The 22,400-nt window shown below is 71.7% G+C and carries 20 protein-coding genes; 6 read left to right on the top strand and 14 right to left on the bottom strand.

Annotation, left to right across the window (positions count from 1 at the left end; translation table 11 throughout):
* Window positions 1-4: 4 nt before the first annotated feature.
* From ACZ49J_RS21340 to tsaB, 9 genes are all read right to left on the bottom strand, one after another.
* Window positions 5-901 carry a carbohydrate ABC transporter permease gene (locus tag ACZ49J_RS21340; protein WP_467450018.1) on the bottom strand — a complete coding sequence of 299 codons (897 nt, stop codon included), beginning with the start codon at window positions 899-901 and terminating at the stop codon, window positions 5-7.
* Window positions 898-1,920, bottom strand: coding sequence for a carbohydrate ABC transporter permease (locus ACZ49J_RS21335; RefSeq protein WP_467450017.1), 1,023 nt, complete (start codon window positions 1,918-1,920; stop codon window positions 898-900). The genes ACZ49J_RS21340 and ACZ49J_RS21335 overlap by 4 nt, the downstream gene beginning before the upstream one ends.
* A 9-nt stretch (window positions 1,921-1,929) precedes the next feature.
* Complete coding sequence (locus tag ACZ49J_RS21330; protein ID WP_467450229.1) at window positions 1,930-3,222, bottom strand: extracellular solute-binding protein; 1,293 nt, start codon at window positions 3,220-3,222, stop codon at window positions 1,930-1,932.
* 164 nt (window positions 3,223-3,386) lie between these two features.
* Window positions 3,387-4,406 (bottom strand): LacI family DNA-binding transcriptional regulator, encoded by a 1,020-nt coding sequence (locus ACZ49J_RS21325; RefSeq protein WP_467450016.1) that lies wholly within the window; start codon window positions 4,404-4,406, stop codon window positions 3,387-3,389.
* Between the two features lie 112 nt (window positions 4,407-4,518).
* A complete protein-coding gene (locus tag ACZ49J_RS21320; RefSeq protein ID WP_467450013.1) occupies window positions 4,519-6,387 on the bottom strand; it encodes a glycoside hydrolase family 15 protein in 1,869 nt (622 codons plus the stop codon).
* Window positions 6,388-7,063: 676 nt separating this feature from the next.
* Window positions 7,064-7,315 carry a hypothetical protein gene (locus ACZ49J_RS21315; RefSeq protein WP_467450012.1) on the bottom strand — a complete coding sequence of 84 codons (252 nt, stop codon included), beginning with the start codon at window positions 7,313-7,315 and terminating at the stop codon, window positions 7,064-7,066.
* Window positions 7,312-8,424, bottom strand: coding sequence for a tRNA (adenosine(37)-N6)-threonylcarbamoyltransferase complex transferase subunit TsaD (gene tsaD / locus ACZ49J_RS21310; RefSeq protein WP_467450011.1), 1,113 nt, complete (start codon window positions 8,422-8,424; stop codon window positions 7,312-7,314). The genes ACZ49J_RS21315 and tsaD overlap by 4 nt, the downstream gene beginning before the upstream one ends.
* Window positions 8,417-8,923 carry a ribosomal protein S18-alanine N-acetyltransferase gene (gene rimI, locus ACZ49J_RS21305; protein ID WP_467450228.1) on the bottom strand — a complete coding sequence of 169 codons (507 nt, stop codon included), beginning with the start codon at window positions 8,921-8,923 and terminating at the stop codon, window positions 8,417-8,419. Before rimI ends, tsaD begins: the two co-directional genes overlap by 8 nt.
* Window positions 8,924-8,946: 23 nt before the next feature.
* Entirely contained in the window at window positions 8,947-9,600 is a 654-nt protein-coding gene (gene tsaB, locus ACZ49J_RS21300) for a tRNA (adenosine(37)-N6)-threonylcarbamoyltransferase complex dimerization subunit type 1 TsaB (protein ID WP_467450009.1), read from the bottom strand.
* Between the two features lie 142 nt (window positions 9,601-9,742).
* Here tsaB and ACZ49J_RS21295 point away from each other — a divergent pair, with 142 nt between their 5' ends.
* Window positions 9,743-10,297 carry a hypothetical protein gene (locus tag ACZ49J_RS21295; RefSeq protein WP_467450008.1) on the top strand — a complete coding sequence of 185 codons (555 nt, stop codon included), beginning with the start codon at window positions 9,743-9,745 and terminating at the stop codon, window positions 10,295-10,297.
* Window positions 10,298-10,754: 457 nt separating this feature from the next.
* On the opposite strand, the gene tsaE is transcribed toward ACZ49J_RS21295, so the two are convergent.
* The 3 genes from tsaE to alr all read right to left on the bottom strand — a co-directional run bounded on the left by tsaE (window position 10,755) and on the right by alr (window position 13,864).
* Window positions 10,755-11,288: a tRNA (adenosine(37)-N6)-threonylcarbamoyltransferase complex ATPase subunit type 1 TsaE gene (tsaE, locus tag ACZ49J_RS21290; RefSeq protein ID WP_467450007.1), complete on the bottom strand. Its 534-nt coding sequence runs from the start codon at window positions 11,286-11,288 to the stop codon at window positions 10,755-10,757.
* The gene (locus tag ACZ49J_RS21285; RefSeq protein WP_467450006.1) at window positions 11,254-12,501 is read right to left on the bottom strand and encodes an alpha/beta fold hydrolase; all 1,248 of its coding nucleotides are present in this window, start codon (window positions 12,499-12,501) and stop codon (window positions 11,254-11,256) included. Before ACZ49J_RS21285 ends, tsaE begins: the two co-directional genes overlap by 35 nt.
* A gap of 199 nt (window positions 12,502-12,700) precedes the next feature.
* Complete coding sequence (alr, locus tag ACZ49J_RS21280) at window positions 12,701-13,864, bottom strand: alanine racemase (RefSeq protein ID WP_467450004.1); 1,164 nt, start codon at window positions 13,862-13,864, stop codon at window positions 12,701-12,703.
* A gap of 407 nt (window positions 13,865-14,271) precedes the next feature.
* Here alr and glmS point away from each other — a divergent pair, with 407 nt between their 5' ends.
* From glmS to ACZ49J_RS21265, 3 genes are all read left to right on the top strand, one after another.
* Window positions 14,272-16,119 carry a glutamine--fructose-6-phosphate transaminase (isomerizing) gene (gene glmS, locus ACZ49J_RS21275; protein WP_467450002.1) on the top strand — a complete coding sequence of 616 codons (1,848 nt, stop codon included), beginning with the start codon at window positions 14,272-14,274 and terminating at the stop codon, window positions 16,117-16,119.
* Between the two features lie 374 nt (window positions 16,120-16,493).
* Entirely contained in the window at window positions 16,494-16,865 is a 372-nt protein-coding gene (locus tag ACZ49J_RS21270) for a holo-ACP synthase (RefSeq protein WP_467450001.1), read from the top strand.
* A gap of 70 nt (window positions 16,866-16,935) precedes the next feature.
* Entirely contained in the window at window positions 16,936-18,366 is a 1,431-nt protein-coding gene (locus ACZ49J_RS21265) for an NAD(P)H-hydrate dehydratase (protein ID WP_467450000.1), read from the top strand.
* Window positions 18,367-18,387: 21 nt separating this feature from the next.
* Here ACZ49J_RS21265 and ACZ49J_RS21260 read toward each other — a convergent pair whose 3' ends face one another.
* The gene (locus ACZ49J_RS21260) at window positions 18,388-18,549 is read right to left on the bottom strand and encodes a hypothetical protein (protein ID WP_468349785.1); all 162 of its coding nucleotides are present in this window, start codon (window positions 18,547-18,549) and stop codon (window positions 18,388-18,390) included.
* 250 nt (window positions 18,550-18,799) lie between these two features.
* On the opposite strand from ACZ49J_RS21260, the gene coaA reads away from it, so the two are divergent.
* A complete protein-coding gene (coaA, locus tag ACZ49J_RS21255) occupies window positions 18,800-19,789 on the top strand; it encodes a type I pantothenate kinase (RefSeq protein WP_467449997.1) in 990 nt (329 codons plus the stop codon).
* 17 nt (window positions 19,790-19,806) lie between these two features.
* Window positions 19,807-20,745 (top strand): DUF389 domain-containing protein, encoded by a 939-nt coding sequence (locus ACZ49J_RS21250; RefSeq protein WP_467449995.1) that lies wholly within the window; start codon window positions 19,807-19,809, stop codon window positions 20,743-20,745.
* Window positions 20,746-20,873: 128 nt separating this feature from the next.
* Here the strand turns inward: ACZ49J_RS21250 and glmM are convergent, their stop codons facing one another.
* Window positions 20,874-22,232, bottom strand: a complete 1,359-nt coding sequence (gene glmM / locus ACZ49J_RS21245; RefSeq protein ID WP_467449994.1) for a phosphoglucosamine mutase — start codon at window positions 22,230-22,232, stop codon at window positions 20,874-20,876.
* Between the last annotated feature and the right edge of the window lie 168 nt (window positions 22,233-22,400).

Below are 22,400 nucleotides of genomic sequence, written 5' to 3'. Positions count from 1 at the left end.
TGGGTCAGCCCTTGGTCGCGCCGAGCGTGATGCCGCCGATCAGCTGCCGTTCGGCGACCGCGTAGAAGGCCAGGGCGGGTGCCATGGCGAGGACCAGGTAGGCGAAGATGCGGGCCACGTCGGAGGCGTACTGGCCCTGGAACTGCTGGATGCCGACCGGGATCGTCCACCAGGTGGGCTCGCTGAAGACCAGCAGGGGCAGCAGGAAGTTGTTCCAGCTTCCCACGATGGCCAGGACGGAGACCGTGCCGAGCGCAGGGCGCGCCAGCGGCAGCAGGATGCGCCAGAAGAAGCCGAAGGAGGAACAGCCGTCGAGGATCGCGGCCTCCTCCAGCTCCCCCGGTATCTCCCGGAAGAAGCCCCGCAGGATGACGATCGTCATGGGCAGCCCGAAGGCGGCCTGGGGCAGGATCACGCCCCAGGGGTTGTCCAGGAGTCCGAACGTGCGCAGCAGGATGAACAGGGGCAGGATCGCCACCGCGAACGGGAACATCAGTCCCATCGTGAACACCGTGAACAGGAACTCCCGTCCGCGGAAGGCGAATCTGGCCAGCGCGTAGGCGGCGAGCGCCGACGCCCCCACCGTCAGCAGGGCGGTGAGCACGGCGATCACGGTGCTGCTTCCGATGGACCGCCAGAACGCGCCCGAGCCGAGCAGTGAGGTGTAGTTCGAGGTCACCCACGGGTCCGGCAGTCCGAAGGTGTTGCTGGAGAGCTGGTCGGTGGACTTGAAGCCGGAGACGAGGGCGTACAGCAGCGGGGTCACCATGAACACGCCGACCAGCCACAGGATGACGTGGACGGGCACGGAGCGCAGCCTCCGGCGGCGTACGACGCTCTTCGGCACACGCGTCTTCGGCACACGCGTCTTCGGGCCACTCGTCTTCGTGACCGCGCTCATCGGTTACCCCGCATGGTCGTGATGGCTCCTTCGGTGTCGCGGCGCAGGACGAAGCGCTGGTAGGCGAGGGCGAAGACGAGGCTGATCAGGAACATCGCCACGCTGATGGCGCTGGCGTAGCCCATCTGGTAGCGCTTGAAACCGTACTGGAAGAGGCTGATGACCATGGTCTCGGAGGCGTGGTCGGGGCCGCCCGCGGTGATCACCCACACCAGGTCGAAGAGCTGGATGGCGCCGATCACGGACAGGAAGACGCTGATCCGGATGGTCGGCGCGAGGAGCGGCAGCGTGATGTGGCGGAAGCGGTGCCAGGTGCCGGCGCCGTCGATACGGGCCGCCTCGTGCAGTTCGGCCGGGATGCCCTGCAGGCCTGCCAGGTACAGCATCATGTGGAAGCCGAAGTACTTCCACGTCATGACGAGGAAGAGCGTGGGCAGCACGGTGTCCTGGCCGGCGAACCAGTCCCCGCCCAGCCCGCTGAGCCCCACCGCGTCGAGGACCTTGTCGGCCAGCCCCTCCCCCGGCGAGAAGATCATGCTGAACAGCACACCGGTGATGACCTCGGACAGGATGTACGGCGCGAAGAACAGCATCCGGTAGACGGCCCGGCCGCGCAGCCTCTGGTTCAGCATCACGGCCATCGCCAGCGCGAACGGCAGCTGGAGGACGAGGGAGAACGCGATCAGCAGCAACCCTCGCCACAGGTCGCCCAGGAACACCGGGTCGTCGAACAGCCGCGTGTAGTTGTCGAATCCGACGGAGTCCTCGGGCGTCCCGAAGCCGCCCCAGTTGAAGAAACTGATGTAGAACGCGTAACCCATCGGCACCAGCACGAGCAGGCCGAAGAGCACGAGCGCGGGGACCGTGAAGACGAAGGCCGACAACCAGTCGTACAGCCGGCGCGCGACGGGCTTGCGGGGCGCGCCTCCGGTGGTGGCGTGGACCTCGCCGGGCACCGTGCCGACGACGGTGCCCGGGGCGTACGTCGCCGGCGTCTTCGATGTCGTCGAGTGCGTCATCGGCCGCCGCTAGCCCTCGCTCTTGGCGACCTGTGTGACCGAACGCGCCACTTGCTCGGGGGACTTGGACCCCGCGAAGAGCGCGGCGACGCTGTCGTTGATCTCCTGGCCGACAGCGGGCGGGTAGGCCTGGTCGAGGTAGAGCTGGAAGCCGGTGGCGTTACCCAGGGCCTGGGACACGGCGGTGAGGTTGGCGTCGGTCAGCGCGCCCTGGGCGGCCTTGGACACCGGTATCAGGCCGGTCTCCTTGACGAGTTTCTCGGCGAACTCCTTCTCGGCGAAGAACTTCAGGAACTCGACGGCCGCGTCCGGCGCGCCTTTGCGCACCGCGTGTCCGCCGCCCCCGCCGAACGCCTCGGTGAGCGCGCCCTGTCCTCCCTCCACGGAGGGGAACTGGAAGAAGCCGAGGTCCTTGCCCAGCCCCTTGCCCGCGTCCGCCTGTACCACCGGCGCCCACTGGCCCATGAGCTCCATGGCCGCCTTGCCGTTGCCCACCGCGGCCGCCTCGCCGCCCGGCGTGGAGTACGCGGCGCCGAGGAACCCCTTCTGGAAGGGCTGCAACGCGATGAGTTCCTTGAGGTGTTCGCCGGCCTTGACGAACCCTTCGCCGGTGAAGTCCTTGTCCTCGGCCGCCTTCTGCATCGCTTCGAGCCCGGCGACGCGCATCGAGAGGTACGCCCAGTAGTACATGCCGGGCCACTTCTCCTTGCCCGCCAGCCCGATCGGCGTGATGCCCTCGTCCTTGAGCGCCTGGACGGCGTCGAGGTAGGCGGACCAGGTGGTGGGCGGGGACTCGATCCCCGCCTTCTTGAAGAGCGCCTTGTTGTACCAGAAGCCGACCATGCCGATGTCGAACGGCACGGCGTACGTGCGGTCCTCGAACCGGTAGGCCGCCATCGAGGCGGGTATGAAGTCCTTCGTCCAGGACGAGATCCTGTCCGTCAGGTCCTCGACCAGGCCCGCGTCGATCTGCTGCTTGAGGACCCCGCCGCCCCACGTGTGGTAGATGTCCGGCAGCTTCCCCGAGGTGGTCAACGCGGTCATCTTGGACTTGTACGCCTCGTTCTCCAGCGTGACGACCTTGATCTTCACGTCGGGGTGCGCGGCCTCGAACTCCCTGGCGCGCTGGGCCCACAGCTTCTTCGCGGGCTGGGTCGTGGTGATGTTCCACCACTCGATGGTGGTCTTGCCGGAGCTGTTGCCGCTGTCGGACGACCCGCAGGCGCTCAGGGCTGTCGCCCCCAGGCCGGTCGCAGCGGTGGCCGCGAGAAGTCCGCGGCGGGAGAGAGAGGTGGTGCCCAACGACGCTCGCATCGCACACCTTTCGGAAAGAGAGCCGAAAATTTCGGTTCCAGCGGCTCGGAAGGTACGGGTGCGTGACAAGGCGTGTCAACGCTCTTAACAAATAAAATCGGGAGTCATTCGAGATCGGATCCGTACGCTTCCGCACGGGCCCCGCGGGGCCTTCAGGCGGGAGGCGCCGAGCTCGCCCGCACGATCAGCTCGGTGGCGAGCTCGACCCGGGGGGACGCCGGCTCCTCCCCCGCCGCCAGCCGCAGCACCGTACGGGTCGCCAGCTTCCCCATGTCGGCGAGCGGTTGGCGCACGGTCGTCAGCGGCGGCGCCGACCAGCGGACCTCCGGCAGGTCGTCGAAGCCCACGACGCTCATGTCCTCGGGCACCCGCAGTGCCCTGCGCCGCAGCGCCTCGATCGCCCCCAGCGCCATCTGGTCGCTCGACGCGAACACGGCGGTCGGGGGCTCGTCCAGGTCGAGCAGGGCGTTGCAGCCGTCGAAGCCCGACGCGTGGTAGAAGTCGCCCGGCACGATCAGCGCGTCGTCCACCTCGACGGCCGCGCCCTCCAGGGCCGCGCGGTAGCCGTCCAGCCGCGCACGTGAGCACAGCAGCCGCTGGGGACCGGCGATGAACCCGATCCTGCGGTGACCGAGGCCGATCAGGTGTTCCGTCGCGGCCATCCCGCCCGCCCAGTTGGTGGCACCCACGGTCGGGGCGTCCAGGGACGGCGAGCCCGCCGGGTCCACGACGACGAGCGGGACCCCGAGCCGGCGCAGCTCCTCGTGCAGCCGGGGTTCGAGGACGGAGGTCACGAGGATCACGCCGTCCGAGGCGCGGGCGCGCAGATTGGTCATCCACTGCCGCGCCGGGCGTGAGGCGCCGTGGATGGCGGACACGACCGTGCCCACCCCGGAGGAGTGCGCGACCTCCTCCACACCCCGGATGATCTCCACGGCCCAGGGGCTGTCGAGGTCGTTGAACACCAGGTCGATCAGGGCCGCACGGGCCCGTGGCGCGGCGGCTTTCCGCTGGTAGCCGTGGAGCCGCAGCAACTCCTCGATCCGCGCCCGGGTCTCCTGGGAGACGTCCGAACGTCCGTTGACGACGCGCGACACAGTGGGCACCGAGACACCGGCCTGCCGGGCGATCTCGGTGATGGTCACCTTGTTCCTGACGCTCTCCTGGGCCACTGCCCCACCTCCGCCGCCGAAATCTTGCAGGATCCTTCCGGAAATCCCACTGGGCGTGAAGGCTACAGGTGCCGTGAGACAGAGCAGGGCAGGCGGGAGTCACCCGTCGGACTCAGCCCAGCGCCCGGTCCAGGTTGAAGGCCGCGCTGATCAGTGCCAGGTGGGTGAAGGCCTGCGGGAAGTTGCCCTGCTGTTCGCCGGTGCGGCTGATCTCCTCGGCGTACAGGCCGAGGTGGTTGGCGTAGGTGAGCATCTTCTCGAAGGCGAGCCGGGCCTCGTCGATCCGCCCGGCCCTGGTCAGCGCCTCGACGTACCAGAAGGAGCAGATGGAGAACGTGCCCTCCTCGCCGCGCAGGCCGTCGGGGCTGGCGGAGGGGTCGTAGCGGTGGACGAGGGAGTCCGACACCAGTTCCTGGGTCAGCGCGTCGAGCGTGGACAGCCACTTGGGGTCGGTGGGCGAGATGAACTTGGCCAGCGGCATCATCAGGACGGCGGCGTCGAGGACGTCGCCGTCCTCGTACTGGACGAACGCCCGGCGCCCGTCGGACCAGCCGCGGGTCATGATCCGCCGGTAGATGGTGTCGCGGGTCTGCCGCCAGCGGGGCAGGTCGGCGGGCAGGCCGCGCCGCTGGGCCATGCGGATCGCGCGCTCGATGGCCACCCAGCACATCAGCCGTGAGTACAGGAAGCTCTTGCGCCCGCCGCGGGTCTCCCAGATGCCCTCGTCGGGCTGGTCCCAGTGGTCGCACACCCAGTCGACGAGCGCGCAGACGTCGTCCCACTGCTCGCTGGAGATGGGCTGGGCCCACTTGTCGTAGAGGTAGATCGAGTCGATGAGGGCGCCGTAGATGTCGAGCTGGAGCTGCCCGGCGGCGTCGTTGCCGACCCGGACCGGTGCCGAGCCGCGGTGGCCCTCCAGGTGGCCGAGCTCGCGTTCGGACAGGTCGGTGCGGCCGTCGATGCCGTACATGATCTGCAGCGGGCCGGCCGGACCGGTCGGGGCGGCCGGCCCGGCGGGGCTCGAGCTGATGTGCAGGGTCACGAACCTCATGAACGCCTCGGCCTCGCTGGTGAAGCCGAGCCGCAGCAGCGCGTACACGCAGAAGGCCGCGTCACGGACCCACACGTACCGGTAGTCCCAGTTGCGCTCCCCACCGGGCTGCTCGGGCAGGCTGGTGGTGGGGGCGGCCACGATCGCGCCCGTCGGGAGGTAGGTGAGGAGTTTCAGGGTGAGCGCGGAGCGGTGCACCATCTCCCGCCAGCGGCCCCGGTAGCAGGAGGAAGACAGCCAGCGGCGCCAGTACGCGACGGTGCCGTCGAACTCCCGCTCGGCCTCCAGCCGGGCGCAGCCGCGCGGTGCCACGTCGTCGCCGACCTGATCGAGCGCGAACACCGCGGACTCGCCCTCCGCGAGCTTGAACTCGGCCCGCGCGTCGAGTCCGTCGTGTTCCAGGGGCACGGTGGAGGTCAGGGCGAGCGTCAGCCCGGCGGACTCGAAGACCGCCCCGTCGCCGATGTGCCGCACGGTGTGCGGGTCGGCCCCGTAGGTGAACCGGGGTGCCACGCGTGCCCGGAACGGCACGTTCCCGCGCACGCACAGCACCCGCCGGATCAGCCGGTGCCGGCCGGCCTCGCTGCCCGGGCCCGTGGCCGAGCCCGTGGCCGTGCTCATGGCCATGCCCGCCTCCGGCACCGGCATGAAGTCCTGGACCTCCCCCACACCCTCCTCGGTGAAGAAGCGGGTGATCAGCACATTGGTGTCGGGGAAGTAGAACTGTTTGGTCCGCGCCGGCACGGTGGCCGCCAGCTCGAAGCAACCGCCCCGCTCCGCGTCCAGGAGGGAGGCGAACACGCTCGGCGCGTCGAAGCGGGAGCAGCAGTACCAGTCGATCGTGCCGTTGCTGCCCACCAGGGCCACGCTCCGCAGGTCCCCGATCAGCCCGTGCTCGGCGATGGGCAGATATCCGCTGGTCTCCGCCATGGCAGCACCCCTCGTGGGGACCCGGGTCGCACCGGTCGGCCGTGCTTTCCAGGCTACGACCGCACTGGCGGGGCGGCGCGTCGGTGCGTTCGCGGTGGCGGGTTCGAGGGCGATGGCCGCGGTCGGGGTACGCGCGAGTCGCGTCCGCGGTCGGCGCCGGCGGGCTCCACGTGGCCCGGTGGCGCGGTAGCCCGGCGGCCCGGCGGCCCGGGCATCCCGCCACGGCGCGGGCGTCCCGGCGTCCCAGGTGCCCGCGCGGGCGTCCGGGCGCCCCGGGGTCCCGTCGCAGTCCCGGCAGCCCCAGGGCTCCGCGCAGTCCCGGCAGCCCCAGCTCCGCGCAGTCCCGGGCGGTGCCAGGGAGTTGTTTCTTCGCCCCCGCCGCCCCTACCCGTCCCATCCCCAGGGGCGCTGCCCCTTCGACCCCGTCTCCGGGCTCCGCCCGGTTTCGGGCTCCGCCCGGTTTCGCAGGCCGCCGGTTTCCGGGGCCGCCAGTTTCCGGGGCCGCCAGTTTCCGGGGCCGCCAGTTTCCGGGGCCGCCAGTTTCCGGGGCCGCCGGTTTCCGGGGGCCGGCCCCCGGACCCCCGCTCCTCAAACGCCGGAGGGGCTGATGGGTGCACCGGAGATGCTGAATGGTGCGCCGGAGGGGCTGTCGCGCCCGAGGGGGTGAATGATCCGCTCAGCCCAGCGACTCGAACCGCCACCGGTGTACGGCCCGGGCCACCAGCTCTCCCGGCGGCTCCGGTAGTTCGGGCAGCTCCGCGTCGTACGGGGCGTCCCACCAGGTGATGACGAGGACCCTGTCCTGCGGTGCGCGGAAGGTCTCGCGGCGCAGCGGTGTGGAGGGCGGTTCCTGTGCGCGGGCCCAGGCGAGGAGTTCCTCGCCCCGGCCCGCCGCCGCGCGGGCCTCCCACATCAGGGCGACGGTCACGAGTAGAGGTTCTCCTTGCTCACCTCGTGCACGTGGTCGTGGTCGTGCGTGTGCGCGGTGCCGGGCACGTGCGGGTCCGTCACGGGGAGGGACGAGTCCGCCGACAGGTCCCAGTCGGAGGCGGCACGGCCCCGGGCCACCATCTCCGCGCCCAGCGACGCCACCATCGCCCCGTTGTCCGTGCACAGCTTGGGGCGCGGGACCCGCAGCCGGATCCCGGCCGCCTCACAGCGCTCCTGGGCGAGGGCGCGCAGCCGGGAGTTGGCCGCGACGCCGCCGCCGATCATGAGGTGGTCGACGCCCTCGTCCTTGCAGGCCCGTACGGCCTTGCGCGTCAGCACGTCCACGACCGCCTCCTGGAAGGACGCCGCCACGTCACGCACCGGGACCTCCTCCCCCGCCGCCCGCTTGGCCTCGATCCAGCGGGCCACGGCCGTCTTCAGCCCGGAGAAGGAGAAGTCGTACACCGGGTCGCGCGGCCCGGTCAGCCCGCGCGGGAACGCGATCGCCTCCGGGTCCCCCTCGCGCGCGTACCGGTCGATGACCGGCCCGCCCGGGAAGCCCAGGTTCAGCACGCGCGCGATCTTGTCGAAGGCCTCGCCGGCCGCGTCGTCGATGGTCGAGCCCATCGGCCGTACGTCCGAGGTGATGTCCGTGGAGAGCAGGAGGGAGGAGTGGCCGCCGCTCACCAGCAGCGCCATCGTCGGCTCGGGCAGCGCGCCGTGCTCCAGCTGGTCCACACAGATGTGGGACGCCAGGTGGTTGACGCCGTACAGCGGCTTGCCCAGCGCGTACGCGTACGCCTTCGCCGCCGAGACGCCGACGAGCAGGGCCCCGGCCAGCCCGGGACCGGCGGTCACCGCGATGCCGTCCAGGTCGCGGGCGCTCACCCCGGCTTCCTTCAGCGCGCGGTCGATGGTCGGCACCATCGCCTCCAGGTGGGCCCGGGAGGCCACCTCGGGCACCACACCGCCGAAGCGGGCGTGCTCGTCGACGCTGGACGCGACGGCGTCCGCGAGCAGGGTGGTGCCGCGGACGATGCCGACGCCGGTCTCGTCGCAGGAGGTCTCGATGCCGAGTACGAGGGGCTCGTCGCGTGAGTCAGCCATTGATCTCGGTTCCTTGTACGCCGTTCACGGAGGGGGCACCCGCGGCCGTGCCGCTCTCGGGTGCCGGCTTGAGTCTCATCACCAGGGCGTCCACGTTGCCCGGCTGGTAGTAACCGCGCCTGAAGCCGATGGGCTCGAAGCCGAAGCGCTCGTACAGCTTCTGGGCACGGACGTTGTCGACACGGCACTCGAGCATGACCTCGGCGCACTCGAACGCCGTCGCGGCCCGCAGCAGTTCGGCCAGCAGGCGCGCGCCGAGCCCGGTGCCCCACTGGTCGCGGGCGACGGCGATGGTCTGCACGTCGGCAAGGTCGCCGGAGGAGGCGAGGCCCGCGTACCCCACGAGGCGGTCGCCCTGGACGGCCACGACGTACCGGCGGGTCGCCTCCGGGCCGCGGGCGTGGGCCAGCTCGGACCAGAACATGCCCCGCGACCAGGCGTCCTCGGGGAACAGGTCCTTCTCCAGCTCCAGTACGGGATCGATGTCCCACCAGCGCATCTCGCGCAGCACGGAGGTCTCCGTCACTTGGGGGTGACCACCTTGTAGTTCTTGGGCACCTGCGCGTCGGGGCGGCGCAGGTAGAGGGGCCGGGGCGGGGGCAGTTCCTCGCCCGCGGCCAGCTTCCGGGCGGCCAGCGAGGCGAGCGCGGCCGCCGACACGTTCTCGGGCTCGCGCGCCTGCGGGAAGGTGTCCGGGTAGAGCAGCGCCCCGGCGCCCACCGCCGGGAGCCCGGCCACGGCGTCGGCGATCTCGGCGGGCCGGTCGACGGCCGGGTCGGTCACCCGTGTTCGGGCGTCCGAGTACCGCGCCCAGTACACCTCCTTGCGGCGGGCGTCCGTGACGACGACGAACGGCACGTCGAGGTCGGAGGCGTACGCGAGCCCGTCGAGCGTGCACAGACCGTGGACGGGGACGCCGAGGGCGAGCCCGAAGGTGTCGGCGGTCATCAGGCCGACACGCAGTCCCGTGTACGGGCCGGGGCCGATGCCGACGACGATGCCGGTGACGGCGTCGAGACGCGTGCCCGCCTCGGCGAGGACCCGGTCGACGGCGGGCAGCAGCAGTTCCCCGTGCCGGCGCGCGTCCACCTGGCTCGACGAGGCGACGACGTTCGTCCCGTCGTGCAGCGCGACGGTGACGGCGGGGGTGGCGGTATCCAGAGCGAGCAAGAGCACGCAAACAGCCTACGGCGCCCGAGCCGCGCTGACGGCCGCCCCGGACCACCGCCCCTCTCCTGCTAACGTCACAACGAAGGATTGCTCGAACGACGTACAAGACATCAGAGCCGTACACGGGTACGAGAGGTGGGCGCAGAAGGTGGCCAGAAGCAGCTCGGGATTCGTGGCCGGGCTCACCGCGGCGGCCATCGCCGCAGTCGGTTTCCTCGCCTACCAGGCGTCGGCGAACGTCCCCGACGACCTGGGCCGGCCGTCCGCCACGAAGTCCCCGGCGGATGTGAAGTCGAAGGCCCCCGCGGACGAGAAGGCCCCGGCTCCCCTGCCGGGCGGTTCCGGCACCGGCAAGCGGGTCGTGTACTCGCTCACCGACGACCGCGTCTGGCTGGTCGGCGCGAACGACGAGGTCACCCGCACCTTCAAGGTCACCCCCAGCACGGTGGACCCCGCGCCCGCCACCTACAAGGTCACCTCACGCACGAACTCCACCACCGGCTCCGACGGCACCCCCATCGAGCACGTCGTCCGCTTCACCTCGGTCGACGGCGTCGTCATCGGCTTCAGCGCCGCGGTCGACGGCTCCACCCCGAAGCCCGACCCCACCACCAGGACGGGCGGCATCCGCGAGTCCCGCCCCGACGGCAACGCCATGTGGCAATTCGCCACGATCGGGCGAACGGTGGTCGTGGTCAAGTAAGCGGGCTTGCTTTCGGAGGTCCGGGGAGGATGCGCCCCTTCAGGGGCGCGGGGCTGTGGCGATATGCGGCTCCGCCGCGTGGGCGCGACCAGCCACGACGAACCCCCAGCGAACCACCAACCCGGCAGCCCCCTACGCAGCCTCGGGGCTCCGTACATCCTCGTCCTCCGCCGGAGGCACCGGCACCGGCGGCGTGGACACCACCCGAGCCGCCACACAAGAGGCCAGCAACTCCCGCATCGACACTCCGGGCACCCCAGCAACCCGCACAGCTCGCGGCAGCGCCGGCAGCGACTCTCGTTCTGAAGCCTGCATGGGACGCCTCCTGGAACCTGGGGGCGGAGGAGGTCGGGCACACCAACTTAGGTACACCTAACCAAGGGCCAGTACCATGTGACCACGCAGAAGGCGCCCAGCGCAACATTTTGCCGACGCGTTGTCGGAAACGTTCACGCGTTCACGCCGAGAGCACACTCAGATCCACGGCCGCCCACCGCTCCCCGACCCCGCGGAGCTCCACGTGCCGTACCTCGTCCGTCGTGTCGCCCACCGCCCGGTGGATGACGACGTGCAACCGGTCCTCCGTCAGCTCCTCGACCTTGCCCTCGCCCCACTCCACGACGACCACCGAGTCGGGCAGCGACACGTCGAGATCGAGGTCCTCCATCTCGTCGAGCCCGCCGCCCAGGCGGTACGCGTCGACGTGCACGAGCGGCGGCCCCTCCCCCAGGGAGGGGTGCACGCGCGCGATGACGAAGGTCGGGGAGGTGACCGCGCCCCGCACGCCCAGCCCCTCGCCGAGCCCCCGGGTCAGCGTCGTCTTGCCCGCGCCGAGCTCCCCGGTGAGCATCACGAGGTCGCCCGCGCGCAGCAGCTTGGCGAGGCGGCGGCCCAAGTCGGTCATCTGCTCGGGGGCGTTGACGGTGAGTTCCACGGTCACGGGGGCGTCCCGGTGCTCACCCGGGCTGTGCGGTGCTGCTGGTGCTTCCATAACCGCCAACGGTAGCCCCTGCCGGGACGGCACCCGCGCGCGTGAGAAGGTCGGCGAGGCGGTCCGTGACCACCTCGGGGTGCTCCAGCATCACCAGGTGCCCGGCGTCCGGCACGAGCACCAGTTCCGCGTCCGGCAGGAGGTCCGCGATCGCCTCGCTGTGCTCGCTGGGCGTGACGAGGTCCTGGACCCCGGCCAGCACGAGCACGGGCAGCCCGGCGAACTGCGCGAGCGCCTCCGTCTTGTCGTGCTCGGTGAACGCCGGGTAGAACTCGGCGACCACGTCGATGGGCGTGCCCTCGATCATCCGCTCGGCGAACCGCGCGACCGCCGGGTCGACGTCCCGGGACGCGAACGAGTACCGCTTGATGATCCCGGCGAACAGGTCGGCCGTGGCCCGCCGCCCCTTCTCCACCAGCTCGGCCCGTTGCCCGAGCACCCGCAGCACACCGGGCAGGACGCGCCGCACGGCGTTGACACCTGCCACCGGCAGCCCGAAGTTGACCTCGCCCAGCCGACCCGACGACGTGCCGACGAGCCCGACGCCGACGACGCGTTCGCGGATCAGTTCGGGGTAGTGGGCGGCCAGCGCCATTATCGTCATGCCGCCCATGGAGTGGCCGACGAGCACGATCGGTCCCTGGGGCACGGCCGCGTCGATGACCGCCTTCAGGTCGCGCCCGAGCTGGTCGATGGAGACCGGCGACTGGTCCTCCACCTGGGCCGCTCCCCGCCCGGAACGCCCGTGGCTGCGCTGGTCCCAGTGCACGGTCCGTACGACACCGCGCAGCGCGGCCCGCTGGAAGTGCCACGAGTCCTGGTTCAGGCAGTAGCCGTGGCAGAACACGACGGTGACCGGGGCCGGGGCCTTGCGCCCGAAGAGGCGGCGCCTGCGCGGGGCGAGAGAGGCCTCGGGCTCGACGTCGTCCACCTCGTAGTACAGCTCGGTGCCGTCGTCCGCGTACGCCTTGCCGGGCGTCCCGCGCAGCGACCCGTACGGTCCCGCCGAGTCGAGGGCGAGCCGGGCCTTCTGGCGCATGCCGCGGCCCACCGTGAGCCGCTCTATGGCGACACCGGCTGCGGCGCCGGCGGCGATCACGCCTATCGCGGCACCCGCGATGCTGCCGGCTCTGCGCCAGTTCCCGGCGGCGGAGGCGGCCGAGGCCACGTTCGCGACGGCCTCCACGGCCTCCGCGCTGCTGTCCTCGCTCACGTCCCGCTCCTCCTCGCCGGGGTCCGGCGCCTCACTCGGGCCGCCGGACTGGTTCTCGTACTGTTCTGTCGTCGGGGTGGTACTGGCCCTGCCATGCCGCACATCTATGCGGAGTTACCCGTCTTGTTCGTTGTTCACCGAATTCGTTGTCCACCGAGTTCGGTGTCCACCGAGTTCGTTGCTCACCCAGGACGGTCGCCTAGGACGACTCGTCGTTCACATAGACGCGCGGCACGCGCGTTCCGATCCGGGTGACGATTTCATACGCGATGGTCCCGGCCGCCTGCGCCCAGTCCTCGGCGGTCGGCTCGCCCCGGTCACCCGGCCCGAAGAGCACGGCCTCGGCGCCGGGGGGCGGTTCGTCCCCGCCGAGGTCGACCACGAACTGGTCCATCGCGATCCGCCCGGCGACCGTCCGCCACTTGCCGCCGACCAGCACAGGGCCGGCGCCCGAGGCGTGGCGCGGGATGCCGTCCGCGTAGCCGACGGGCACCAGGCCGAGGGTCGTGGCGCCCGGGGTGACGTACCGGTGGCCGTAGGAGACGCCGTGCCCGCCGGGGGCGCGCTTCACCAGGGCGAGGGACGCGCTGAGGGTCATCACGGGCCGCAGACCGAAGTCGGCGGGGGTGCCGACCTCGGGGCTGGGCGAGATGCCGTAGAGGGAGACTCCGGTCCGCACGAGGTCGAAGTGGGACTCGGGAAGCGTGAGGGTGGCCGGCGAGTTGGCGATGTGCCGCACCTCGGGGCGGGCGCCCTGCTGCTCGGCGTACGCCACCATCTCGCGGAAGCGGGTGAGCTGGGCCGCGATGGAGGGGTGGCCGGGCTCGTCGGCGCACGCGAAGTGGGACCACAGACCGGTGACCGTGAGGAGCCCGTCGGCCTCGGCGCGCAGGGCCTGCGCGACGAGGTCCGGCCAGTCGTCGGGCTGGCAGCCGTTCCGTCCGAGCCCGGTGTCCGCCTTGAGCTGCACACGCGCGCGCAGGCCCGCCGCTGCCGCCGCCTCGGTGACCTCCCGCAGCGCCCACAGTCCGCTGACGGAGACGTCCAGATCGGCCTCGACGGCCTGGCGCCAGGGGCCGCCGGGCGTCCACAGCCAGCACATGATGCGCCCCCGCAGCCCGGCCGCGCGCAGGGCGAGGGCCTCCTCGGGCGTGGCCGTGCCGAGCCACCCGGCACCCGCGGCCACGGCGGCCCGGGCGCACGGCACGGCCCCGTGGCCGTACGCGTCGGACTTCACGACGGCCATCAGGGCCGCGCCCGGGGCGTGCGCGCGCAGCGCCCGCACGTTGTCCCGCAGGGCGCCGAGATCGATCTCCGCACGGGCCCGCAGAGGCGCGGTCGGCGGTACTGCTGTCTCAGTCATCGCGCCCAGTGTCTCAGAGGGGGGACAACGGCCCGGTGGGGAGCACACGCCAAGGCGATCCGGCCCGCTCAGGACGCCCCGACCGCCTCAGCCACCAGCATGTACGCGCTCAGCCACGGACACGTACGCGCTCAGCCTCCGACTCGCCGGGCGCGGCCGGCTCCGCCCGGGAGAACCGCCGACGGGGAGAGGAGGACGTCGGCGCCGCCGAGCGCCGCCCGGCGGACACCTGTTCCCTTCGTTCCTGTTCGTGTCATACGACCAGCGAACGGGGAGCGCGCGCACGGATGAGTGCGCCGCGCGCGTGAGGTCACCCGATATGAGGGCCGCCGTCACCGCACCGTCACGTACAGTCACGGCAGATACACACGGTGTCCCCGCTCGGGCGGTCTGAAGGGGTTGGTGGTATGTGCGGAATCGTGGGATACGTGGGCTCGCAGCCCGCGCTCGACGTGGTCCTCGCCGGTCTGCAGCGGCTGGAGTACCGGGGGTACGACTCGGCGGGCGTCGCGGTCCTGGCCGACGGGGGCCTCGCCGCCGCCAAGAAGGCCGGGAAACTGCTCAATCTGGAGAAGGAACTCGTCGACCGCCCGCTGCCGGCCGGCACCACAGGCATCGGCCACACCCGCTGGGCCACCCACGGCGCCCCCACGGACGCCAACGCCCACCCGCACCACGACAACGCGGGCCGCGTGGCCGTCGTGCACAACGGCATCATCGAGAACTTCGCCTGTCTGCGGGCCGAGCTGGCCGAGCGCGGGCACACCCTCGTCTCCGAGACGGACACCGAGGTGGTGGCACACCTGCTGGCCGAGGAGTTCTCCTCCCGCGCGGACCTCGCGGAGGCGATGCGGCTGGTGTGCCGTCGGCTGGAGGGCGCGTTCACGCTGGTCGCGGTGCACGCGGACGAGCCGGACGTGGTGGTGGGCGCCCGCCGGAACTCACCGCTGGTGGTGGGCGTCGGAGAGGACGAGGCCTTTCTCGCCTCGGACGTCGCCGCGTTCATCGCCCACACGCGGTCGGCGATCGAGCTGGGGCAGGACCAGGTGGTGGAGCTGCGCCGGGACGGGGTGACCGTGACGGGCTTCGACGGCCGCCCCGCCGACGTGCGCTCGTACCACGTCGACTGGGACGCCTCGGCAGCCGAGAAGGGGGGTTATGACTACTTCATGCTCAAGGAGATCGCCGAGCAGCCCAAGGCGGTCGCCGACACGTTGCTCGGGCGCATCGACTCCGCGGGTTTCCTGACGCTGGACGAGGTCCGGATCAGCACCTCCGAGCTGCGCGAGATGGACAAGGTGGTCATCGTCGCGTGCGGTACGGCGTTCCACGCGGGCCTCATCGCCAAGTACGCCATCGAGCACTGGACCCGCATCCCGTGCGAGGTGGAGCTGGCGAGCGAGTTCCGCTACCGGGACCCGATCCTCGACCCCCGCACGCTGGTCATCGCCATCTCCCAGTCCGGCGAGACCATGGACACGCTGATGGCGCTGCGGCACGCCCGCGAGCAGGGCTCCAAGGTGCTGGCCATCTGCAACACCAACGGCTCGACCATCCCGCGCGAGTCGGACGCCGTGCTGTACACGCACGCGGGCCCGGAGGTCGCGGTCGCGTCCACGAAGGCGTTCCTGACCCAGCTCGTCGCGTGCTACCTCGTGGCGCTGTACCTGGGCCAGGTGCGCGGCACGAAGTGGGGCGACGAGATCCAGGCGGTCGTCCGGGAGTTGGCCAGCAGCTCCCAGGACGTCGAGCGGGTCCTCGAGACCATGGAGCCGGTACGGGAGTTGGCGCGCTCGCTCGCCGACAAGCCCACGGTGCTGTTCCTGGGCCGGCACGTGGGCTACCCGGTGGCGCTGGAGGGCGCGCTGAAGCTGAAGGAGCTCGCGTACATGCACGCGGAGGGCTTCGCGGCGGGCGAGCTGAAGCACGGGCCGATCGCCCTGATCGAGGACGACCTGCCGGTGGTGGTCGTGGTGCCGTCGCCGCGCGGGCGGTCCGTCCTCCACGACAAGATCGTGTCGAATATCCAGGAGATCCGGGCCAGGGGCGCGCGGACCATCGTGATCGCGGAGGAGGGGGACGAGGCGGTGATCCCGTACGCGGACCACTTGATCCGCATCCCGGCCACGCCGACCCTGCTCCAACCCCTCGTCGCCACGGTCCCGTTGCAGGTCTTCGCCTGCGAACTGGCCACGGCGCGCGGGAACGAGGTGGATCAGCCTCGGAACCTGGCGAAGTCGGTGACGGTGGAATGAGAGGGCCGGCACCCCGGACGGGCACGGGGAACCGCGCCTCTTGAGGGGCACGGGGAACCGCGCGCCTCTCAAGGGGCGCGGGGAACTGCGCGTCTCTTGAGGAGCACGGGGAATCGCGCGTCTCTTGAGGGGCGCGGTGGAACTGCGCGTCTCTTGAGGGGCACGGGGAATGCGCGTCTCTTGAGGGGCGCGGGGGACTGCGCGTCATTTAAGGGGCGCGGGGAACTGCGCGACCAGCCACAGCGCACCCGCACCGCACCCGCACCCGCACCCGCACCCGCACCCGCACCCGCACCCGCACCCGCACCCGCACCCGCACCCGCACCCGGCATACCCGCCCCCAGCGGAGCGCCCCGGCACCGTAGGGTGCCGACATGAGCATCATCGGGGTCGGCATCGACGTGGCCGAGATCGACCGCTTCCGCGTCTCGCTGCAGCGCACACCCGGTCTGGCCGAACGCCTCTTCCTGGAGAGCGAGTTGCTCCTCCCGAGCGGCGAACGCCGGGGCGTCGCCTCCCTGGCGGCCCGCTTCGCCGCGAAGGAGGCGCTCGCCAAGGCCCTGGGCGCCCCGTCGGGCCTGCACTGGACGGACGCCGAGGTCTACGTCGAGGACACCGGGCAGCCCCGCCTCCGGGTCAAGGGCACGGTGGCCGCCCGCGCCGCCCAACTCGGCGTCACGTCCTGGCACGTCTCGCTGAGTCATGACGCGGGCGTGGCGTCGGCGGTGGTGGTGGCGGAGGGATGACCCTTCCGGGTGGGTGGCCTTCCCCCTGCCCCGGGGTGCCGATCAGCGACCGTACGGGAGACTCGACAGCATGCGTAGTGCGTACCGCGTGGAAACCGTCCGAACCGCCGAGCGCGAGCTCATGGCCCGGCTCCCCGACGGCGCTCTCATGCAGCGCGCCGCCGCCGGACTGGCCGCGGCCTGCGCGGACCTGCTGGGCCGTGTGTACGGCAGTCGTGTCGTCCTCCTGGTCGGCAGCGGCGACAACGGCGGCGACACCCTGTACGCGGGCGCCCGCCTCGCCAGGCGCGGCGCGGGCGTCACCGCCGTCCTGCTCAACCCCGACCGCACCCACGCCGGCGGCCTCAGGGCCCTGCGCCGGGCGGGCGGCACCGTGATCCCGCCGGCCCGGGCGGACCACGCCCTCCGCCGGGCCGACCTCGTCCTCGACGGCATCGTCGGGATCGGCGGCAAGGGGGGCCTGCGCCCCGACGCCGCGCCCCTCGCCGAGCTGGCGGCCGCGTCCGGCGCGGCCGTGGTCGCCGTGGACCTGCCCTCCGGGATCGAGCCCGACACGGGCGAGGTGCGCGGCGCGGCCGTCCGCGCCGACCTGACGGTCACCTTCGGCACGCACAAGCCGGGCCTGCTCATCGACCCGGCGCGCGAGTACGCGGGCTCCGTACGCCTGGTCGACATCGGCCTCACCCTCCCCGACGGTCCGGACCTTGAGGCGCTGCAGCACGCGGACGCCGCGGCCCTGCTGCCCCGGCCCGCCGCCGAGAGCGACAAGTACCGGCGGGGTGTCGTGGGCATCGCGGCGGGCTCGGCCCGCTATCCGGGTGCGGCCGTCCTCGCCGTCTCGGGCGCCCTGCGCGGCGGCGCGGGAGCCGTGCGGTACGTCGGTCCGGCCGGGGACGCCGTCATCGCCCGCTTCCCGGAGACCCTCGTGTCGGACCGGGGCCCGAAGCAGGCGGGCCGGGTGCAGGCCTGGGTCGTGGGTCCGGGCGCCGGTGACGACGCGGGGCCCGTGGCCGAGGTGCTCGCCACCGACGTGCCCGTGCTGCTCGACGCGGACGGCCTGCGCCTCGCCGACCGGGACGCCGTACGCGCCCGCAGCGCGCCCACGCTGCTGACCCCGCACGCCGGAGAGGCCGCCGCGCTGCTCGGCACGTCCCGTGAGGAGGTCGAGGGGGCGCGTCTGGCCGCCGTACGGGACCTCGCGCGCCGCTATGACGCGACCGTGCTGCTCAAGGGCTCCACCACGCTCGTCGCCGGACCCGACTGCGGCACGGTCCGGGTGAACCCCACCGGCACGCCCTGGCTCGCCACCGCGGGCAGCGGCGACGTCCTGTCCGGTCTCGCCGGCTCCCTGCTGGCCGCGGGGCTGCCCGCCCTGGACGCGGCGAGCGTCGCGGCGTACGTCCACGGGCTGGCGGGCCGCTACGCCGCGGACGGGGCCCCCGCGGGCGCGCACGACGTGGCGGAGGCGATCCCGGCGGCATGGCGGGACATCCGGGACTGAGGCACCTGAGGGGCTTCGGCGTCAGTGGCCCTGCTCGAGCCGGTCGATGGCCTCCTGGACCATCCCGAGGTACTCGACCTCCTCGCACCGGGGCTTGCTCCCCATCCGGTACATGTCGATGCAGTCGTAGAGGTACTCCCCGAGGTCCTCGTCCGGTAGATCGTCCGCGAGTTCGCTGCACACCTGTCCGGCGAAATCCGATTCGCCTCGCGTAGATCGACGACGCACCGCATCCCGGATCCGTACGGCATCACGAAGGCGCATGGCAACGACCACCTCAAACCCCCCGACCGTCCGGAAGGCGGCTCGCTCCCGGCAGCCGGGACGCTATCTCCTGCGTCACCCCAGGTCCATACCTTGGGCACAAGTCATACACAGGGGGCGTGACGGACCCCACCCCGCCGATCCGTTCGTACTCCGTTAACAATGGAATGTGATCTCACCGGTCTCCTCGTTGCCGCGGAGCGCCCACCGGCCCAGGCCGGAGGCGACTCCCTACGTCGACCTCACCCGTGCCGAGTGGAGCGCGCTGCGCGACAAGACGCCTCTGCCCCTGACAGCCGAGGAGGTGGAGAAGCTGCGCGGCCTGGGTGACGTCATCGACCTCGACGAGGTACGGGACGTCTACCTGCCGCTGTCCCGGCTCCTCAATCTCTACGTCGGCGCCACGGACGGACTGCGCGGCGCCCTGAACACGTTCCTCGGCGAGCAGGGTTCCCAGTCCGGCACCCCGTTCGTCATAGGCGTCGCGGGCTCGGTCGCCGTCGGCAAGTCCACGACGGCCCGCCTGCTCCAGGCCCTGCTGGCCCGCTGGCCCGAGCACCCCCGTGTGGAACTGGTCACGACGGACGGCTTCCTGCTCCCGATGAAGGACCTCCAGGAGCGGGGCCTCGTGTCGCGGAAGGGTTTCCCCGAGTCGTACGACCGGCGTGCGCTCACCCGTTTCGTCGCCGACATCAAGGCGGGCAAGGACGAGGTCACGGCCCCCGTCTACTCCCACCTGATCTACGACATCATCCCCGGCCAGAAGCTCACCGTCCGCCGCCCTGACATCCTCATCGTCGAGGGCCTGAACGTCCTCCAGCCCGCCCTCCCCGGCAAGGACGGCCGCACCCGCGTGGGCCTCGCCGACTACTTCGACTTCAGCGTGTACGTCGACGCCCGCACCGAGGACATCGAGCGCTGGTACCTGAGCCGCTTCCGCAAGCTGCGCGAGACGGCCTTCCAGAACCCGTCCTCCTACTTCCGCAAGTACACCCAGGTGTCGGAGGAGGAGGCCCTGGACTACGCCCGCACGACCTGGCGCACGATCAACCGGCCCAACCTGGTCGAGAACGTGGCCCCCACCCGCGGCCGCGCCACCCTGGTCCTGCGCAAGGGACCGGACCACAAGGTGCAGCGCCTCAGTCTGCGCAAACTCTGACCGCTACCCTGCCCCTCATGCTGCATCTGCGCCTGATCACGCCATCCGGCAAGACGGACGCCGTGGTGCGCCTGATAGAGAAGACAGTCGGCACCACACACCTGGTCGTACTGCCGGGCGCCGCCCGCAACCCCTCCGGCGACGTGGTGATGTGCGACGTGGCGCGCGAGGCGGGTGACGAACTCATCGGCGCACTGCGGGAGCTGGACCTCGACGAGACGGGCTCCATCGCTGTCGAGAACATCGACCTGTCCCTCTCCAGGCGCGCCGAGAAGGCCGAGGACGAGGCGCCGGGCGAGGCCGCGGACGCGGTGCTGTGGGAGCACCTGGCGGACGCGACGCACGAGGAGTCGACACTCTCGGTCACGTACCTGGCCTTCATCACGCTCGCCACGATGATCGCGGCGTGCGGTGTGGTCCTCGACAACGCGGTCCTGATCGTGGGCGCGATGGCGGTGGGCCCGGAGTTCGGCCCCCTGGCGGGCTTCAGCACGGCCCTGGTGCAACGCCGGCCGCGCCTCGCCGTTCGCTCCCTCGTCGCCCTGCTGGTGGGCTTCACCGTGGCGATGGCGGTGACGGTGGGCTTCAGCCTCTTCATGGACGCGGTCCACCTGTTCAGCCAGGAGAAGCTGGACGCGGACCGGCCCAACACGGGCTTCGTCTACGCCCCCGACTGGTTCTCCTTCGTCGTGGCGGTCCTCGCGGGCATCGCCGGAACCCTCTCCCTGACCTCGGCCAAGTCGGGCGCGCTGGTGGGTGTGGCCATCTCGGTGACGACGGTCCCGGCCGCGGCCAACGCGGCCGTCGCCCTGAGCTACGGCGACACGAAACAGACCTGGGGCTCCACCGAGCAGCTGCTCCTGAACCTCCTGGGCATCATCCTGGCCGGCACCCTCACACTCCTGGCCCAGAAATGGCTGTGGTCGAAGCCCCGAAAGGGGGCCGCAGGCCCCTGAGGGGCCCAAGGCCCCTCAGGGGCACGGGGCTCTGTCGATATGCGGCTCCGCCGCGTGGGCGCGAGCAACCACACACGACCGGCAGCCCGCCCAACCGCCGGACCCCCCACCCGTGACGGGACCCGCACCTACCCCAGCGCCGACTTCACCGCATCAGCCAGCCGCCCCGCGACAGACCGCGCCTGATCGATATCGGCCGCCTCCACCATCACCCGCACCAACGGCTCCGTCCCCGAAGGCCGCAGCAGAACCCGCCCCGTGGACCCGAGCTCCCGCTCCGCGTCGGCCACGGCGGTGGCCAGCTCCGTGGACGTACCGACCCGGGACCTGTCGACGTCCGGCACGTTGATCAGCACCTGCGGCAACCGCTCCATGACGGACGCGAGGTCCTTGAGCGTACGGCCGGTCTGAGCGACCCGGGCGGCCAGCAGGAGCCCGGTCAGGGTGCCGTCGCCCGTCGTCGCGTGGTCGAGGATGATCACGTGCCCGGACTGCTCGCCCCCGAGGGCGTACCCGTGCTCCTTCATCTCCTCCAGCACGTAACGGTCGCCGACCGCGGTCTGGACGAGCTTCAACCCCTCCCGCTCCAGCGCGAGCTTGAAACCGAGGTTGGACATGACGGTGGCCACCACGGTGTCGGACCTGAGCACGGACCGCTCCCGCATCGCCAGCGCGAGCACGGCGAGGATCTGGTCGCCGTCGATCTCGTTGCCCTCGTGGTCCACGGCCAGGCAGCGGTCGGCGTCGCCGTCGTGCGCGATCCCGAGGTCCGCGCCGTGCTCGACGACGGCGGCCTTCAGCTGGCCGAGGTGCGTGGAGCCGCACCCGTCGTTGATGTTGAGCCCGTCGGGCTCGGCACCGATGGTGACGACCTCGGCTCCGGCCCGCGTGAAGGCCTCGGGCGAGACACGGGCGGCGGCCCCGTGCGCCTCGTCCAGCACCACCTTCAGTCCGTCGAGCCGGTGGGGCAGCGCGTCGATGAGGTGCCCGACGTACAGGTCGAGCCCTTCGTCGTACGACTTCACACGCCCGACACCGGCACCCGTCGGCCGGTCCCACGGCGCCCCGGTCCGGTGCTCCTCGTACACGCCCTCGATCCGGTCCTCCAGCTCGTCGGCGAGCTTGTGGCCGCCGCGGGCGAAGAACTTGACGCCGTTGTCGGGCATGGCGTTGTGGCTGGCGGAGAGCATCACGCCGAGGTCGGCACCGAGCGAGCCGGTGAGGTACGCGACCGCGGGGGTGGGCAGCACACCTACGCGCAGCACGTCCACGCCCGCGCTGGCGAGCCCGGCGACCACGGCGGCCTCCAGGAACTCCCCGGACGCTCGCGGGTCCCGCCCGACCACCGCCACCGGCTTGTGGCCTTCGAACGTGCCCGCCTCGGCCAGTACGTGGGCCGCCGCGACGGAGAGGCCGAGGGCCATCTCGGCCGTCAGATCCGCGTTGGCGACGCCGCGCACGCCGTCCGTCCCGAAGAGTCGTCCCACTGTGTGTCCTCCGAATGTGCTGAAAATGTACGGCTCATGCCGAGTGTCCAGGCTTGGCCGGGGTCACGTACATCCCCTGACTCCCGTGACCTCCCGGGTCCCCGTGAAGTCGGCCGTCACCGGCACTCCATGGTTGCCCCGCGTCGGGCCTGCTCTGTGCACCCGTGC

This window comes from Streptomyces sp. NPDC030840 (assembly GCF_055572015.1).
This window is presented reverse-complemented; position numbering and strand designations above follow the sequence as displayed.